The 16,015-nt window shown below is 69.6% G+C and carries 13 protein-coding genes; 5 read left to right on the plus strand and 8 right to left on the minus strand.

Annotated elements, in window-relative coordinates; translation table 11 throughout:
• The first annotated feature begins 22 nt into the window (after positions 1-22).
• The 4 genes from MKD50_RS02370 to MKD50_RS02385 all read left to right on the plus strand — a co-directional run bounded on the left by MKD50_RS02370 (position 23) and on the right by MKD50_RS02385 (position 4,472).
• A complete protein-coding gene (locus MKD50_RS02370; RefSeq protein ID WP_252666269.1) occupies positions 23-1,513 on the plus strand; it encodes an MATE family efflux transporter in 1,491 nt (496 codons plus the stop codon).
• 434 nt (positions 1,514-1,947) lie between these two features.
• On the plus strand, positions 1,948-2,409 hold the full coding sequence (locus MKD50_RS02375) for a tripartite tricarboxylate transporter TctB family protein (RefSeq protein WP_115701745.1): 462 nt from the start codon (positions 1,948-1,950) through the stop codon (positions 2,407-2,409).
• A gap of 13 nt (positions 2,410-2,422) precedes the next feature.
• The gene (locus MKD50_RS02380) at positions 2,423-3,925 is read left to right on the plus strand and encodes a tripartite tricarboxylate transporter permease (RefSeq protein WP_092310851.1); all 1,503 of its coding nucleotides are present in this window, start codon (positions 2,423-2,425) and stop codon (positions 3,923-3,925) included.
• Positions 3,926-4,145: 220 nt separating this feature from the next.
• Positions 4,146-4,472, plus strand: a complete 327-nt coding sequence (locus MKD50_RS02385; protein WP_115701743.1) for a helix-turn-helix transcriptional regulator — start codon at positions 4,146-4,148, stop codon at positions 4,470-4,472.
• A 74-nt stretch (positions 4,473-4,546) separates the two neighbouring features.
• Here the strand turns inward: MKD50_RS02385 and MKD50_RS02390 are convergent, their stop codons facing one another.
• The 8 genes from MKD50_RS02390 to MKD50_RS02425 form a co-directional block, all read right to left on the minus strand.
• Positions 4,547-5,329, minus strand: a complete 783-nt coding sequence (locus MKD50_RS02390; protein WP_115701741.1) for a DUF4397 domain-containing protein — start codon at positions 5,327-5,329, stop codon at positions 4,547-4,549.
• Positions 5,330-5,645: 316 nt separating this feature from the next.
• Positions 5,646-6,683, minus strand: coding sequence for a diguanylate cyclase (locus MKD50_RS02395; RefSeq protein WP_371925265.1), 1,038 nt, complete (start codon positions 6,681-6,683; stop codon positions 5,646-5,648).
• A gap of 53 nt (positions 6,684-6,736) precedes the next feature.
• A complete protein-coding gene (locus tag MKD50_RS02400) occupies positions 6,737-7,774 on the minus strand; it encodes a chemotaxis response regulator protein-glutamate methylesterase (protein ID WP_115701739.1) in 1,038 nt (345 codons plus the stop codon).
• Positions 7,771-10,077: a hybrid sensor histidine kinase/response regulator gene (locus MKD50_RS02405; RefSeq protein ID WP_252666270.1), complete on the minus strand. Its 2,307-nt coding sequence runs from the start codon at positions 10,075-10,077 to the stop codon at positions 7,771-7,773. Before MKD50_RS02405 ends, MKD50_RS02400 begins: the two co-directional genes overlap by 4 nt.
• On the minus strand, positions 10,074-10,772 hold the full coding sequence (locus MKD50_RS02410; RefSeq protein ID WP_252666271.1) for a chemotaxis protein CheW: 699 nt from the start codon (positions 10,770-10,772) through the stop codon (positions 10,074-10,076). The genes MKD50_RS02405 and MKD50_RS02410 overlap by 4 nt, the downstream gene beginning before the upstream one ends.
• Entirely contained in the window at positions 10,765-12,060 is a 1,296-nt protein-coding gene (locus tag MKD50_RS02415; RefSeq protein WP_252666272.1) for a CheR family methyltransferase, read from the minus strand. The genes MKD50_RS02410 and MKD50_RS02415 overlap by 8 nt, the downstream gene beginning before the upstream one ends.
• On the minus strand, positions 12,057-12,530 hold the full coding sequence (locus tag MKD50_RS02420) for a chemotaxis protein CheW (protein ID WP_115701731.1): 474 nt from the start codon (positions 12,528-12,530) through the stop codon (positions 12,057-12,059). Before MKD50_RS02420 ends, MKD50_RS02415 begins: the two co-directional genes overlap by 4 nt.
• Positions 12,531-12,569: 39 nt before the next feature.
• Positions 12,570-14,264: a methyl-accepting chemotaxis protein gene (locus MKD50_RS02425; RefSeq protein ID WP_115701729.1), complete on the minus strand. Its 1,695-nt coding sequence runs from the start codon at positions 14,262-14,264 to the stop codon at positions 12,570-12,572.
• Between the two features lie 210 nt (positions 14,265-14,474).
• On the opposite strand from MKD50_RS02425, the gene MKD50_RS02430 reads away from it, so the two are divergent.
• Positions 14,475-15,803 (plus strand): putative bifunctional diguanylate cyclase/phosphodiesterase, encoded by a 1,329-nt coding sequence (locus tag MKD50_RS02430; RefSeq protein WP_115701727.1) that lies wholly within the window; start codon positions 14,475-14,477, stop codon positions 15,801-15,803.
• Positions 15,804-16,015: the final 212 nt, after the last annotated feature.

Genomic DNA, 16,015 nt, shown 5'->3' on the forward strand with positions numbered 1-16,015 from the left:
GATTTCCCTCGCGCGACGCCCCATGAAGCCCGATGCCAGACTGACCACCGGCCCGATCGGCCGCACCTTGCTGCTGTTCTCGCTGCCGGTGCTCGGCAGCAACATCCTGCAGTCGCTTAACGCCTCGATCAATTCGGTCTGGGTCGGGCGCTTCCTGGGCGAGGCCGCGCTGACCGCCACCTCCAACGCCAACATCATCCTGTTCTTCCTGCTGGGCGTAGTGTTCGGCGTCAGCATGGCCAACACCATCATGATCGGCCAGGCGGTCGGCGCGCGCGACGTGGACCAGGCGCGGCGCGTGGTGGGCACCAGCACCACCTTCTTCGTCGCGCTGTCGGTGCTGGCCTCGGCGCTGGGCTACTTCTATACCCCCGACATCCTGGCCGCGATGCGGACTCCGCACGATGCCGCGCCGCTGGCAGTGGCCTACCTGCGCATCATCTTCCTGGCGCTGCCGTTCATGTACTTCTACAACTTCGTGATGATGACGCTGCGCGGCGCCGGCGATTCGCGCACGCCATTCTGGTTCATGCTGTTGTCGGTGGTGCTGGACGTGGCGCTCAACCCGATCCTGATCTTCGGCGTGGGCCCGGTCCCCGCCATGGGCATCGCCGGCTCGGCGCTGGCCACGCTGATCGCCCAGCTGGCGAGCCTGGCGGCGATGATGGCGCTGCTGTACCGGCGCCGGCATTTCCTGCTGCTGCATCGCGGCCAGCTCGCGCTGCTGGTGCCGGACCCGGCGATCCTGCGCGCGCTGGTGGTCAAGGGCCTGCCGATGGGCCTGCAGATGGTGGTGATCTCGTCGTCCGCCATCGTGATGATGGCGCTGGTCAACGCCCATGGCTCGCAGACCACCGCCGCCTACGGCGTGGCGTCGCAACTGTGGACCTATGTGCAGATGCCCGCGCTGGCGGTGGGCGCGAGCGTATCGTCGATGGTGGCGCAGAACGTCGGCGCCGGGCTGTGGCAGCGCGTGGCGCGCATCACGCGCATGGGGCTGCTGTTCAACCTGGCGATGACAGGGGCGCTGGTGGCGCTGATCTACCTGTTCAATCGCCATTCGCTGGGGCTGTTCCTTGGCACCGACGGCGTCGCCATCGGCATTGCCCAGCATATCAACGTGGTGGTGCTGTGGTCGTTCATCCTGTTCGGCTTCACCATCGTCATCTTCGGCACGGTGCGCGCCACCGGCGCGGTGATGGCGCCGCTGGTGATCCTGTTCCTGTCGATGTGGGTGATCCGGCTGCCGTTTGCCTGGGCGCTGGGCCCGCGCCTCGGCGCCGACGCGATCTGGTGGAGCTTTCCGCTCGGCTCGGTGGTGTCGCTGGCGCTGGCGCTCGGCTACTACCGCTTGGGCAACTGGCGTGGCAGCCAGATCCTGCCCGCCGCGCCGCATCCTGCAGAGGCCGTGGGGCAGGCGCCCGATACCAGCATGGGCACGCCGTGCGAAGACGCCGGCGAGGTCGTCGAAGCGGCCAGCAGCGCCAGGCCAACGGCCGAGGCCGCGCGCTGATTGCCCTGCGACGCCCGCATTGAAAGCCTTCCGAAAGATCGATGTGTCATCGTGTCACCGCTGACACTCCTTCCCAGCACACGCGTGCCCTGCCGCCAGGGCATCGGCACGCGTCTTTGCGGCCGCGCCCTGCCTTGATGCACGGGCGCGTGCCGTCTTGTTTCTACTGACGTTCCTGTCGACTTTCCTTTCGTATTTCTTTCATCCAAATACATCACAACGTGATGTATTGACGCGTGCGTCATCGCCGGATTTGCCTTGTTTTAAGGGTTCATTGGTAAATACCCCTAAAACAGGACAAATGAAAGGCACCTGAAAGATCACGTCTCTAAGGTTCGGGTCAACCGTCGGGGAGCATGCCCGCTTGCATGCCTGCTGCGCCTGAGCCAGTGCGCCCCCGGCACGGCATTTCATGAACTTTGAGGAGAATCGTTTTGCGCATACGCAGCCAAAAGGACTTTGCCTCCGGCCTGATGTTCATTCTGGTCGGGCTGGGCTTTTCCTGGGTCGCTCGCGGCTATTCCATGGGGACGGCCGCCAAGATGGGACCCGGATACTTTCCATTCCTGCTGGGGCTGGTGCTCGCGGCGCTGGGGGCGGTGGTGCTGCTGGCCTCGCTGTCGCCCAAGGGCGAGCAGGACCACCTGGCCCGCTGGGACCTGAAGACGTTGCTGTGGATCCTCGGCTCGGTGGTGCTGTTCGGCCTGCTGCTCAAGCCGCTGGGCATGGTGCTGTCGGTATTCGTGCTGGTGCTGGTGTCGTCGATGGCCAGCCACGAGTTCAGCTGGAAGGGGGCGCTGCTCAACGCGGTGGTGCTGGTGCTGATCAGCCTGGGCGCCTTCGTGTACGGCATCAACCTGCAGATGCCGGTGTGGCCGGCCTTCATCACCGGTTAAGGAGCGCCGCATCATGGAATTGTTTGAACACCTTGCGCTGGGCTTTTCCACCGCGCTGTCGCTGCAGAACCTGGCCTATGCCTTCCTGGGCTGCGTGCTGGGCACGCTGATCGGCGTGCTGCCGGGCCTGGGGCCGCTGGCCACCATCGCCATGCTGCTGCCGATCACCTACACGCTGCCGCCGGTGGCCGCGCTGATCATGCTGGCCGGTATCTACTACGGCGCGCAGTACGGCGGTTCGACCACCGCCATCCTGGTAAACCTGCCGGGCGAATCGTCGTCGGTAGTGACCACCATCGACGGCTACCAGATGGCAAGGCGAGGAAGGGCAGGGGTGGCGCTGGCCACCGCGGGCCTGGGTTCGTTCTTCGCCGGCTGCGTCGCCACGCTGATCCTGGCCGCGTTTGCCACGCCGCTGTCGGAAATCGCCTTCAAGTTCGGCCCTGCCGAGTACTTCTCGCTGATGGTGCTGGGCCTGATCGGCGCGGTGGTGCTGGCCTCGGGCTCGCTGCCCAAGGCGATCGCGATGATCGTGCTGGGCCTGCTGCTGGGGCTGATCGGCACCGACGTCAACTCGGGCGCCGCGCGCTTCTCGTTCGATGTGCCGGAGCTGACCGACGGCATCGATTTCGTCGCGCTGGCGATGGGCATGTTCGGCTTTGCCGAGATCATCGCCAACCTGGAGCAGAAGGAAGCCCGCGAAACCTTTACCAACAAGGTCACCAACCTGTTCCCGACCAGGGAGGACTTCAAGCGCATGATCCCGGCCGTGCTGCGCGGCACGGCGCTGGGCTCGGCGCTGGGCATCCTGCCTGGCGGCGGTGCCTCGCTGGCTTCGTTCGCGGCGTACTCGCTGGAGAAGAAGACTTCCAAGAACGCGCATGAGTTCGGCAAGGGCGCGATCGAGGGCGTGGCCGGTCCGGAATCGGCCAACAACGCCGCGGCGCAGACCTCGTTCATCCCGCTGCTGACGCTGGGCATTCCGCCCAATGCGGTGATGGCGCTGATGGTGGGGGCGATGACCATCCACAACATCCAGCCCGGCCCGCAGGTGATGACCAGCAACCCGTCGCTGTTCTGGGGCCTGATCGCCTCGATGTGGATCGGCAACCTGATGCTGATCATCCTGAACCTGCCGATGATCGGTATCTGGGTGAAGCTGCTGACCGTGCCGTACCGCTTCCTGTACCCGGCGATCCTGGTGTTCTGCGGCATCGGCGTGTACTCGGTCAACAACCAGACCTTCGACGTGTTCATGGCCGCGGGCTTCGGCGTGATCGGCTACCTGTTCCTGAAGCTGAAGTGCGAACCGGCGCCGCTGCTGCTCGGCTTCGTGCTGGGGCCGATGATGGAAGAGAACTTCCGCCGCACGCTGCTGCTGTCGCGCGGTGACTTCAGCGTGTTCGTGACCCGGCCGCTGTCGGTGGGCCTGCTGATCGCGGCCGCCGCGCTGGTGGCAGTGGTGGCGCTGCCGTCGATCAAGGCCAAGCGCGAGGAAGCGTTCCAGGAAGACTAGCGCCAGCGAGCGTCCCGGAATGGCGCCGGCCCGGCAAGCGGCCGGCGCAAGCAACGCAAGCTTTCGGGGTGCCTTCGCGCACCCCGTTTTCTTTCGCGGGCGCGGCGCGCGCCGCGCATCCGCCCGCCCTGTTTCCCAGAGAGTGCCCGACTGCGGCAGCAGTCATGGGCTGCGCATGATGATCAGGATTCCCGCACCATCGGGTGCGCCGACAGCGCCCATGAAACCGCCTACCCTTGACCGCTTTTTCTCCAGAATCTATGTGCTCAAGCTGGTCCAGTCGAGCCCGTCGACGGTGCTCAGCCTGGTTGACCGGCTGCGCGAGCGCGGCATCGACAAGAACATCCGCTCGCTGCGGCCGATCCTGCGCAGCCTGATGATGGCCCGCGCCATCACCGCCGAGCTGGTCGAAGGCAGCGGCCGCGTCTATTGCATCACCGCGCAGGGACGGGCCGAACTGGAGTCGTATATCTCGCACCTGGCCGTGCTGAAGGCGGAGCTGGAGCCGGCCGACGAAGCCCCGGCGCGGCCCGCCGCCGAGCCCTGAATAAAAAAAGAGGCCGGTCCCTCCGGACCGGCCTCCCGCATGCTGCCCGCCTGCCACGGGCAACCGCGACAGCGTTATTGCGTCGTCACCAGTTCCAGGCCGGCTTGCGACTCGTCGTCGCCACGCGCCACCAGCACCTTGATCTTGTTCGGCGTCAGGCCGGCGATGCCATCCGACGGGATGGTGGTGATCAGCCAGTCGGCATTGTTGGCCAGCGTCAGCGCACCGGAGTCGAAGATCACGGTCTTGGAGCCGGCCGGGGTGATGCGCAGGCGGTAGGTGGTGTTGCCGTCCAGGTCGATCGAATCCTGGCCCGATGCCGGCGAGGCCTGCTTGTAGCCCACCGCGGCGAAGGTCGGCGCGACCGAGTTCAGGTCGATCGCGGGCAGGGTCACGTAGATGTCGATGTTCTGCGCATTGAACGAGGCGTTCAGCGAGCGCACCCGCGCCTTGTTCGACAGCAGGCCCTTGCCGAACGGATCGTCGATCGTCACCGTTTCCGCGGTGGCCGCCCCCGGCACCGCCACCACGGTGTACTTGTGGCCGGTGGCCGCCACCAGGCTGCTCCGGGCCAGTTCGGTCTGCGTGCCGGCGGCGTTGAACGAGATCAGCTGGTTGCCGGTTTCAACGTTGAAGTAGGTCGAGACGAACTTGTAGGGCTTGTTGACCATGCTGGTGAGCGCGCCGTTCTGCAGCACGTCGACATTGGGGCCGCCGGTGACGGCGTGGATCACGCGCACGCTTGGCTTGCTCAGGCCGATGCGGTCGTCGATGCCGTCATCGCCGCCGCCGCATGCTGACAGCACCGCGGTCGCGGCCAGCGCGAGGCCGAGGAAAAGGGTCTTGGATCGAAGCATGGGTCACCTCTTGCTGTTAGAGTCAGAGACGAGCTGGCCCATGCCGGCGCGGATCGCGGCGGCCGCGTGGCCAGTTGCTATCTGGTATGCAGGCGCGGGATCACGCTTGCCGTGATGCAACGATAGGTTTGAAGCCGTAGGCCAGACAGGCGCGACGCTCCGAATTCAGTGTCGGACGATTCCGACAGGAAGTGATGCCTGCGCGGGCGCGGCAGGCGGCGCGCCTTGGCAGCGCAAGCGCGGCGGCGCGGCGAGGCGCGCCCGCGGGCCGCCATGTCGCCTGTGCAGATGTGTAACCGGTTGTTGCCGCCGTGCCTCAGGCGGGCGATATCATGACCTGGTTGCGGCCATTGCGCTTGGCCTGGTACAGGCCCGCATCGGCCGCTTTCACCAGCTGGCTTGGCTGCGCGTCGGGCTGTGGCACCAGCACCGCACCGCCGATACTGACGGTGACGCAGTCGAGTGCGGGCGAGCCGCTGTGGGCGATGGCCAGCCCCTGCACCGCGCGACGGACCTTTTCGGCCAGCAGCCGCACGCCGCCGGGCGAGGTGCCCGGCAGCACCATGGCGAACTCCTCGCCGCCAAAGCGTGCAGGCAGGTCGGTGGCGCGCGCGCAATTGTCGCGGATCACCGCGGCGACGCGGCGCAGCACGTCGTCGCCGGCGACGTGGCCATAGGTGTCGTTGTAGGCCTTGAAGGCGTCGACATCGATCATCAGCAGCGCCAGCTCGGTCTGCTCGCGCAGCGCGCGGCGCCATTCCGCACCGAGGTATTCGTCGAAATAGCGCCGGTTGGACAAGCCGGTCAACCCGTCCGAGTTGGTCAGGCGCTGCAGCTCCAGGTTGGTCTCCAGCAACTGCTGCTGGCTCTGGCGCAGCGCGCGGTAGGCTTCGTCGCGTTGCAGCTGGTTCAGGTACGAGCGAGAGTGGTAGCGGATGCGCGCGATCAGCTCGATGCTGTCGGGCAGCTTGACCAGGTAGTCGTTGGCGCCGGCGGCAAAGGCAGCGCCCTTGGTCGCGGCTTCTTCCCTGGTCGACAGCACGATGATCGGGATATCGCGCGTGGCCGGGTTGTCGCGGTAGCGCTGCACCAGCGTCAGCCCGTCCACGCCGGGCATCACCAGGTCCTGCAGGATCACGGTGGGCTTGGTGCGCTGCGCCACGGCCACCGCTTCTTCGGGCTGCGAGCAGTAATGGAAGTCGATATCGGGCTCGGTGGCGAGCGCGCGGCGCACCGCTTCGCCGACCATGGCCTGGTCGTCCACCAGCAGCACCATGGCCAGGTACTCTTGCTTGTCGGTCGCGGCGGGAGTCCGCGCGGGCATGCCGGCGGGGTTGGAGGATTCGGGTTGCATGTTCAATTCCTGTTCTCGCGGTCCCGGCACGGCCTGGGACCGGTTGCATTCTTTCAGGCAGGCGGCGCGGGCCAGGTCAGCGCCGCCGGGCCGCACGCCTGCACCAGCCGCGGCGCGATGCGCGGCAGCGGCAGGATTTCGGCGGCGGCGCCGAGCGCGGCGGCGGCCTTGGGCATGCCGTACACGGCGCTGGTGGCGCGGTCCTGGGCGATGGTGAGGAAGCCGCGGTCGCGCATGGCCTTCAGGCCCAGCGCGCCGTCGCGCCCCATGCCGGTGAGCAGCACGCCGATCACGTCGCCGCGCCAGTGTTCCACCACGCTTTCGAAGAACACGTCGATGGAGGGGCGGTAAAGGTAATCGCAGGGTTGTTCGGTATAGGCCAGCCGGCTCGGGCTGGCCAGGCGCAGATGGTCGTTGGTGCCGGCCAGCAGCACGGTGCCGGCCTGCGGGGCCTCGCCGGCGCGGGCGATGCGCACCGGCAGCGCGCACTGTCCGTCGAGCCACTCGGCCATGCCGGCGGCGAAGGCCTCGTCGACATGCTGCACGGTGACTACCGCGGCGCCGAAGTCCGCTGGCAGCGCGCCCAGCAGCGTGGCCAGCGCGGCCGGGCCGCCGGCCGAGGCGCCGATCGCCACCAGCCGCGCCGCGCTGACGGCGCGCGGCGCCACCGCCAGCGCGTGCTGCGGCGCCACCCGGCCCGCCAGCAGGCGCGCGATATTGCGCAGCTTGCGCAGCAGCGGCCCGGCGGCAAGCTGGGCATCGGCCTCGGCCAGCGTGGGGGTGTCGACCGCGTCGATGGCGCCATGGCCCATGGCGTCGAAGACCTGAGAGGCGTTGCGGCCCAGGTCCATGGTCACCACCACGATGGCGCACGGCGTGGCGGCCATGATCCGGCGCGTGGCCTCGACCCCGTCCATGACCGGCATCAGCAGGTCCATCAGGATCAGGTCCGGGGTCTGGTGCGCGGCCATCTGCACCGCCTGGGCGCCGTCGCCGGCGATCCACGCGATCTCGAACGACGGATCCAGCGCCAGCGCGCGGCGCAGCGCGGCCACCGCGAGCGCGGAATCATTGACGATGCCGATTTTCATGGACGTGCCTCGCCGATCAGGTCCTGGACCGCGTCGAGCAACGCGGCGTCTTGGAAACTGCCCTTGGCCAGATAATAGTCCGCGCCGGCCTCGAGGCCGCGCTGGCGGTCCTGTTCGCGGTCCTTGTACGACACCACCATCACCGGCAGCTGGCGCAGCGCGGCGTCCTGGCGGATCCGGCGCACCAGCTCGATGCCGTCCATGCGCGGCATGTCGATGTCGGTGATGACCAGGTCGAAGGGCTCGGCGCGCAGCACGTTCCAGCCGTCCATGCCGTCGACCGCCACCGTCACGTCATAGCCGCGCCCGGCCAGCAGCTTGCGCTGCAGCTCGCGCACGGTCAGCGAATCGTCCACCACCAGCACCCGGCGCGCGCGCGCCTGCACGCTCGCCGCCGCGCCCTGGCGCACGCCTTCGATGCGGCCTTCGGACACCAGCTTCTCGACCGAGCGGATCATGTCCTCGACATCGAAGATCAGCACCGGCGTGCCGTCGTCGGTCAGGCTGCCGGCGGCAATGTCGCGGAGCTTGCCCAGTGCCGCGGGCAGCGGCTGCACCACCAGCAGGCGCTCGCCCAGCATGCGGTCGACCGCGATGCCATAGGTGCGCTCGCCCTCGCCGATGACCACCACCGGGACCTGCTCGCGTGCCGGCGTGTCGGCGCCGGGCCGCTGCAGCACCTGCGCCGCACTGACCAGCCCGATGGCGCGGCCCTCGTGGCGGAAATGCTGGTGGCCCTCGGTCTGTTCGATCTCGCTGCGCGCGACCGAGGTGGCGCGCAGCACGCGGCCCAGCGGGAAGGCATAGCCTTCGCCGGCCACGTCCACCAGCAGCGTGCGCACCACCGACAGCGTCAGCGGCAGTTCCAGGCTGAAGTGCAGACCGTGGCCCGGCTGCTGCGTCAGGCGCAGGCTGCCGCGCACGCGCCGCACCATCTCCTGCACCGCGTCGAGGCCGACGCCGCGCCCGGAGACTTCGGAGACGGTGTCGCGCATGCTGAAGCCGGGCAGCAGCAGGAAGTCGAGCAGCTCTGCCTGCGACAGCCGCGCCGCCGTGTCCTCGGAGGCCAGCCGCCGCCGCACGATGGCGCGCCGCAGCGCTTCCAGGTCGACCCCGGCGCCGTCATCGGAGATCTCGATCTGCAGCCGGCCGGCGTTGTGGCGCGCGTGCAGCGTAACAACGCCCTCGGGCGGCTTGCCCTGCGCCGCGCGCACCGCCGGCGCCTCGATGCCATGATCGACGGCATTGCGCAGCAGGTGGGCCAGCGGTGCGTCGAGCGCCTCGAGGATGTCGCGGTCCACTTGCGTGCCGGCACCGGACAGTTCAAGGTGCACGGACTTGCCGAGCGAGCGGCCCAGGTCGCGCACCATGCGCGCGTAGCCGGCCAGGCCGTCGGACAGCGGGCGCATGCGCGAGGCCAGCGCGCTGTCGTAGAGCCGGCGCGCCAGCCGCGTGGCGCGATGGTCGTACTGCTCGAACTCGTCCAGCCGCGCCGCCAGTTGCTGGTGGCCATCGTCGAGCAGCTGGCGCAGCTCGGCCAGCGCCGCGCAGGCTGCAGACAAGGCATGCGCGCCGTCGCCATCCTGCGTTTCGCGCAGGGCCTGCTGCAGCGTGTCGGCCGCGCGCAGCGCGCGCGCCTGCTGGCGCCGCGCCTTTTGCAGCGATGCGCCGAAGGGCCGCAGCCAGTGCGATTCGACCATGGCCTCGCCCGACAGCGCCAGCAACTGGTCCAGCGCATCGGCATTGATGCGCAGCATGCGCTCGGGGCCTTCGGCGGCGTGCGCAGCCATCGGTGCCGATGGTGCCGGTTCAGGCTCGGGCGGAAGCGGCGGGGCAGGGGTGCGGATCGGTGCCGCCACGGATGCGGGCGCGTCCGCCGCCGCGGGCTGCGCCGGCGCGCCGCCGTCGAGCGAATTCAGCCGTTGCACCACCGCGTCGATCTCGGCGCGGCCGGCCTGCTCGGACCAGTTCGGATCGCCGCCGGGCGGATGGCCGATGCGCAGCAGCAGGTCGGTGCCCTGCAGCAGCGCATCGATATGCGCGGCGGCGAGCGGCATGCCGCCCTGCGCGGCGACCAGGCAGTCTTCCATCGCATGCGCCAGCCGTACGCCGCCGTCGAGGCCGACGATGCGGGCCGCGCCCTTGAGCGAGTGAGCCGCGCGCATGCACGCCTCCAGCTGCGCGGGCGCGCCCGGGTTGCGCTCCAGCGCCAGCAGGCCGGCGTTGAGGATCTCGGCCTGGGCGTCGGCCTCGAGTGCAAACAGTTCCAGCAGCGAGGCGTCGCGCAGTTGTTCGGGGTTCATGCCAGGCTCCGTGCCAGCGCCTGGCGGACTTGCGCGGCGTCGAGCAGGCCGACGCTGCGGCCCTGGTCGACGAACAGCGCCTGCGTATAGCGGGCCGAGCCCCGTGCCAGCGTGGCGGGCAGCGGCTGCAGCGCGGCGCGCCGCACGCGCACGATGCCGGCGATCTCGGCCACCGGCAGCGCGATCGCGGCGCGGCCTTGTCCGAGGATCAGGAAACGGCTGCCGGCGGCATCGGGCTCGGCCTGGGCCGCGCCCGTGTCGAACAGGTGCGCCAGCGACAGGCAGGCCAGCAGGTTGCCGCGCACCGCGGCCAGCCCCAGCACCGCGGCGTCGCGCCGGTGGGGCAGCGAATGCACCGGGCATGGCGCGCTGACTTCGCCCAGCGCGGCGGTCGGCAGCGCCAGCCATTCCTCGCCGACGCGGAACACCAGGCATGCCAGCGCGTTGGCGTCCCGGGCATTGTCGTCGCCGCTGTCGTCGGCGGCATCCGGCGGTTCCTGCAGGGCCTGGTCCAGTTGCTGCGCGTCCAGCAACATCGCGGCGGCCTGCGCGTAGGTGGGGCAGTTGCGGCAGTGCGCGTGCTCGGCCAGCGCCGGGCAGCTGCCGTCGCCGCGCACGCCGATGCGCCGCCAGCAGTCGTCCACGCCTGCGGCGCGCACCACGGTGGCAAAGGGATGGGCCTGGGTCTCAGCCATGGTGCTTGCGGGTGTGGCGCTGCGCGCGCTGGCGCAGGCGGGTGGCGCCGTCGTGGTCGCCTTCGGTGTCGAGCAGCGCGGCCAGGTGATAGAGGCTTTCCTGGTGCGACGGATCCAGGTACAGCGCCTTGCGGTAGGCTGCGTGCGCCTGGGCGATGCGGCCGGCGGCGTCGTGCAGCACGCCGAGCATGCCATAGGCATCGGCCATGGCGCTGCCATCGGCATCGGGCGCGGCACGGTCGAGCAGCGCCAGGCAGGCGGCGGTGGCCGCATCCAGTTGGCCGCGGTCGGCCATGGCCGCGATGGCGGCCAGCGCGGCAGCGTGCGTGTCGGCCCCGGGGTTCGCGGCCGGTGGTGCGGCCGGCGCGGGCGCACGCACCACCGGTGGACGCATGGTCACGGGCGGGCGCGGCAGCCGCGGCGGCGCGGCCATGCGCGGCGGCAGGGTGGCGTGGACCGGCGGGTGGGACGGGGCGCGGGCGCGCGGCACTGCGGCCGCCGGCTTGCGGAAGGCAAAGGAGAGCGGGATGCCGACCGGCTCCAGCCCCTGCGCGCTCAGCACGCTGGCCTCGGCCGGCCCGACGAAGAGCAGGCCGTCGGCCATGGTCAGGCGCACCAGCGTCTGCACCGCCTGGCGTTGCCCGGCGGCGTCGAAGTAGATCAGCAGGTTGCGGCAGAACACGAAGTCATAGGGCGCTTCACCCGCCAGCAGGCCGGGCTCGACCAGGTTGCCCTGCAGCAGCCGCACCTGCGCGCGCACGCGCGGGTCCAGCACATAGCCGGTGGGCGTGGCGGTGAAATAGCGGTCGCGGAAGTCGAGCGGCGCGCTGCGGAAGGCATTGGCGCCGTATTGCGCCTGGCGCGCGCGCGCCAGCGCGCATGCGCTGATGTCGACCGCGTCAATATAGAAGCGCCCCGGCGGCACGCCCGCATCGAGCAGCGCCATGGCGATCGAATACGGCTCTTCGCCGGTGGAGCAGGGCAGGCTCAGCAGCCGCAGCGTGCGCCTGCCGTCGGCAAAGGCGCGCTCCGCGGCAAAGCGGCCCAGCGCCAGCAAGGCCTCGCGATGCCGGAAGAACCAGGTCTCGGGCACCACCACGGCCTCGATCAGCGCCTGGAATTCGTCGGCGGTGCCCTGCAGCAGCTGCCAGTAGGCCTCGGTATCGTGCGCGTGCCGCGCCTGCTGGCGCTCGCGCACGGCGCGCGCCACCGCGCCGCTGCCGATGGCGCCGGCATCGAGCCCGATGCGGGCCTTGAGCAGCGCTTCGATATGCGCGGCGGTGCTCACGCGGGCTCCCCGGCAGCGTCGGCGAACAGCATGGCGTGGACGTCGTCCGGCAGCAGCGCGCCGACCCTGACCCATTGCACCAGCCCGCGCGCGTCATGCCGCACCGGACCGAGATAGCGCGGGCTGGCGCCGGCGATGCCGACATCGACGAACGATTCCGCCGGGCAGCGCAAGGTCTGGGTGGCCGCCTCCAGGCGCAGGCCGAGCAGCCGCACCGGCTCGCTTTCAGCGCGGCGGTAATGGACCAGCACCGTGCGCGTGCTGGTGCGCAGCGCCGCGGGCACGCCGGTGGCGAGCGCGGGCAGGTCGACCACCGGCACCGGCTGGCCGCGCCGCTGCATCAGTCCCGCCACCCACGCCGGCGCGCCGGGAATCTGCTTCAGGCGCGTCAGCGGCAGCACTTCGGCCACCTCGGCGGCATCGAGCGCGTAGTGGTCGGCGCCGAGGCGGAACAGCAGGAAGAGTTTCATGGCGGCGGCGCGCAACGGCCCGGTGCGGGAACCGGCAGCCTAGACCTTGAAGCGCGACACGCCGCTGCGCAGGTCGTTGGCGACCAGCGTCAGCTCGTCGATCGCCTGGCTCGACTGGCGCAGCGATTCCACGGTCTGCTGCGCGGCCTCGGACAACTGCATCAGCGCCTGGTTGATCTGCTCGGCGCCGCCGGCCTGGGCCTGCATGCCTTCATTGACCATCAGCACGCGCGGCGCGAGCGACTGCACCTGGGCAATGATCTGCGACAGCTGGTCGCCAACCTGCGTGACCTCGGACATGCCGCGGCGCACTTCCTCCGAGAACTTGTCCATGCCCATCACGCCGGCCGAAACCGCCGACTGGATTTCGCGCACCATCTGCTCGATGTCGTAGGTGGCCACCGCGGTCTGGTCGGCCAGGCGGCGGATCTCGGTGGCCACCACGGCGAAGCCGCGGCCGTATTCTCCGGCCTTCTCGGCCTCGATCGCGGCGTTCAGCGACAGCAGGTTGGTCTGGTCGGCCACCTTGGCGATGGTGGTCACCACCTGGTTGATATTGCCGGCCTTCTCGTTGAGCGTGGCCAGCTTGGCGTTGACCGAGCCGGCGGCATCCATCACATGCTGCATGGTGCCTTCCATGCGCGACAGCCCGACCTGCCCGGTGCCCGCCAACCCCGCGGCCTGCTCGGCGGCGCTGGAGACTTCGTGGATGGTGCGCACCAGGTCGCGCGCGGTGGCCGAGATCTCGCGCGAGGTTGCGCCGATCTGGGTGGTGGTGGCGGCGGTCTCGGTGGCGGTGGCCTGCTGCTGGCGCGCGGTGGCGGCGATCTCGTTGACCGAGGTGGTGACCTGGATCGCGGTGCGCTGGGCCTGGCCCACCAGCGAGGTCAGTTCGCCCGTCATCTGGTTGAAGCCTTCCTCCACTTCCAGGAATTCGTCCTTGCGGCGCAGCGCCATGCGCAGGCGCAGGTCGCCGGCGCGGATGCCGGCCAGCAGGCCGACGATCGACTGCATCGGCACCGTGATTGCGCGCAGCAGCAGGTAGCCGCAGACCAGCGCCACCACCACGGCCACGATCAGCGCCGCTTCGATGCCGAGCTTCGCGGCATTGACGGCATCGTCGATGCCCTGCGCGGCGCGCGCGCTGACCGCGCTGTTGTCGTCCACCAGGCGCTGGGTCGCCTGGCGCGCATCGAGCCAGCGGTCATGTGCCTCGCCGCGCAGCGCCGCCGCGGCGGTGGCGCCGTTCCAGTCCGCCTGGCGGGACAGGACCTGCGCCGCCTGCTCGTAGCGCGCGCGCAGGTCGCGATAGGCCTTGAAGGCAGCACGGTCATCGTCGCGCGTGATCGAGGATTCGTACTGCTGCTCGAGCTGGTCCAGGCGGCTGGCGGCCTCCTGGCCCTGCTGCTGGAAGCGCCGCCGCTGGGCCTCGTCGGTGGCGTTGATGGTCTGCCACGCCAGCACATAGCGCTCGCCCCACACGCCGCGGATGCCGGTGCTGTGGTTCAGGCCGGGCAGCGCGTCTTGCAGCATCAGCGCGGTTCCGCGCTCGATCGCGAGCAGGCGGGTATAGGCGACCACGCCCATCAGTGCCATGACAAGCAGGATCAGTGAAAAGCTTGCCAGGATGCGCGTGCGGATGGTCCATTCATTCACGGTGAGATCCCGGTGATGTTCTTGTTCAGGGTGTGGCCGATGCTGGCAAGGCGGGCTGCGGGGGCGGAGCGGGACCATGCGGCGGGCAGGGCCGCGCCCCCAATGCGCGGTAGGGTACTGTATGCGGCCGCCTGATTCAACGCGCAGCAGGATCGCGGCAGGGCCGGCGTTGCGCCGGCGCCTAGGGGTTTAGGCGAGTATCGGAACTGCTTGATTTTTTCCAAGTTTTCGTCACACTTGCTAAATTGCTAGCAGGTAACAATGTCGACAATTACAGATGGGGCAGGGATGGTGGCCAAGTCGGGGGCGAAGTCGGCTGGCGCCTCGCCAGGCTCGGATCTCGATCCGCTGACCGGCGTTGACAATCGCCAGGGCTTTCTGAAACGGCTGGAGGCACGCCTGCATAGCGAGGCTGTGCCGCGCTGCGCATTGCTGCTGATCGGCATTGACGATTTCCGCGCCTTCAACGACATGCATGGCCATGCCGAAGGCGACATCATCCTGCAGCGCGTGGCCCGCCGGCTGCGCGATGCCTCGCCCCGCGACGCCGTGATCGGCCGCATCGGCAGCGATGAATTCGGCGTGCTGCTGCCCTCCATTGCCGATCCCACGCTGGTGCGCCACGTCAGCGCCGCGATCCTGTCGATGCTGTCCTCCCCCCACGAACATGCCGGGCGCCGCCATCATGTGCTGGCCAGCATCGGTGCGTGCGTCGCGCCCGCGGCCGGCGAACAGGGCTCGGACATGCTGGCGGCGGCCAGCCTGGCACTGGCGCGGGCCAAGCACGACGGCGGCCGCACCATCCGCTTCTTCAAGCCGCAGATGCGCTCGGACGTGACCACGCGGCTGTCGCTGGTGCAGGCCCTGCACGAGGCCTATGGCCAGCGCCAGTTCGAGCTGCTGTACCAGCCCCAGGTCGACCTGCGCGACGGCCGGGTCCATGGCGCCGAGGCGCTGATGCGCTGGCGCCATCCCACCCGCGGGCTGCTGTCGCCGGCCGCCTTCATCGACGCGCTGGCCGGCAGCAGCATCGCCAGCGATGTCGGCATGTGGCTGCTGCAGACTGCGTGTGCCCAGGCCCGTGCCTGGGCGCTGGCGTTTCCGCAGCCGCCGCGCGTGGCGATCAACCTGTTCGCCGCCCAGCTGTCCGAAAGCCGCCTGCTGACCGAGGTCCGCCACGTCCTGCGGGCGCTGGAACTGGCGCCCGATTGCCTGGAGATCGAGATCACCGAAACCATCGCCCTGCAGCAGGGCGACGAGGTCTCGGACCAGCTGCAGGCGCTGCGCCGTGACGGCATCACGCTGACCTGCGATGACTTCGGCACCGGCTATGCCTCGCTCAGCTTCCTCAAGTCGTTCCCGGTGGACCGGCTCAAGATCGACCAGTCCTTTATCCGCAACGTGACCGAAGACCCGGTCGACGCGGCGATCGTGCGCTCGGTGATCAATGTGGGCGCCAGCCTGCACATCGGCGTGGTGGCCGAAGGCGTGGAAACCCCCGAGCAGCGCGATTTCCTGCTGGCCAATGGCTGCGATGAGGCGCAGGGCTACCTGTACGGGCGCCCGATGCCGGCCGAGCGCCTGACCGAGATGCTGCGCCAGCAATCCGGCCGCTGAGCGGCATCCGGCCCGGGCTCGTCTGTCCGGCGCACCGAAGTTGTTTCCACCTTTGACGGCCGATCCGCCCTGGCCACGGGGGCGCCGCCCGCCGGCCCGCCCGCAGCCTGCCGCGCGCACCGCCAGGGCCGCACGGCCCTGGCACAAGGCGAAATACGAGCTTACAAACTGTGCCGCGCCGGACGCGCCGCGGCATCCGGGGCCATGTATGG

It is taken from the genome of Cupriavidus mimosae (genome assembly GCF_023952485.1).
GTDB lineage: Bacteria > Pseudomonadota > Gammaproteobacteria > Burkholderiales > Burkholderiaceae > Cupriavidus > Cupriavidus taiwanensis_C.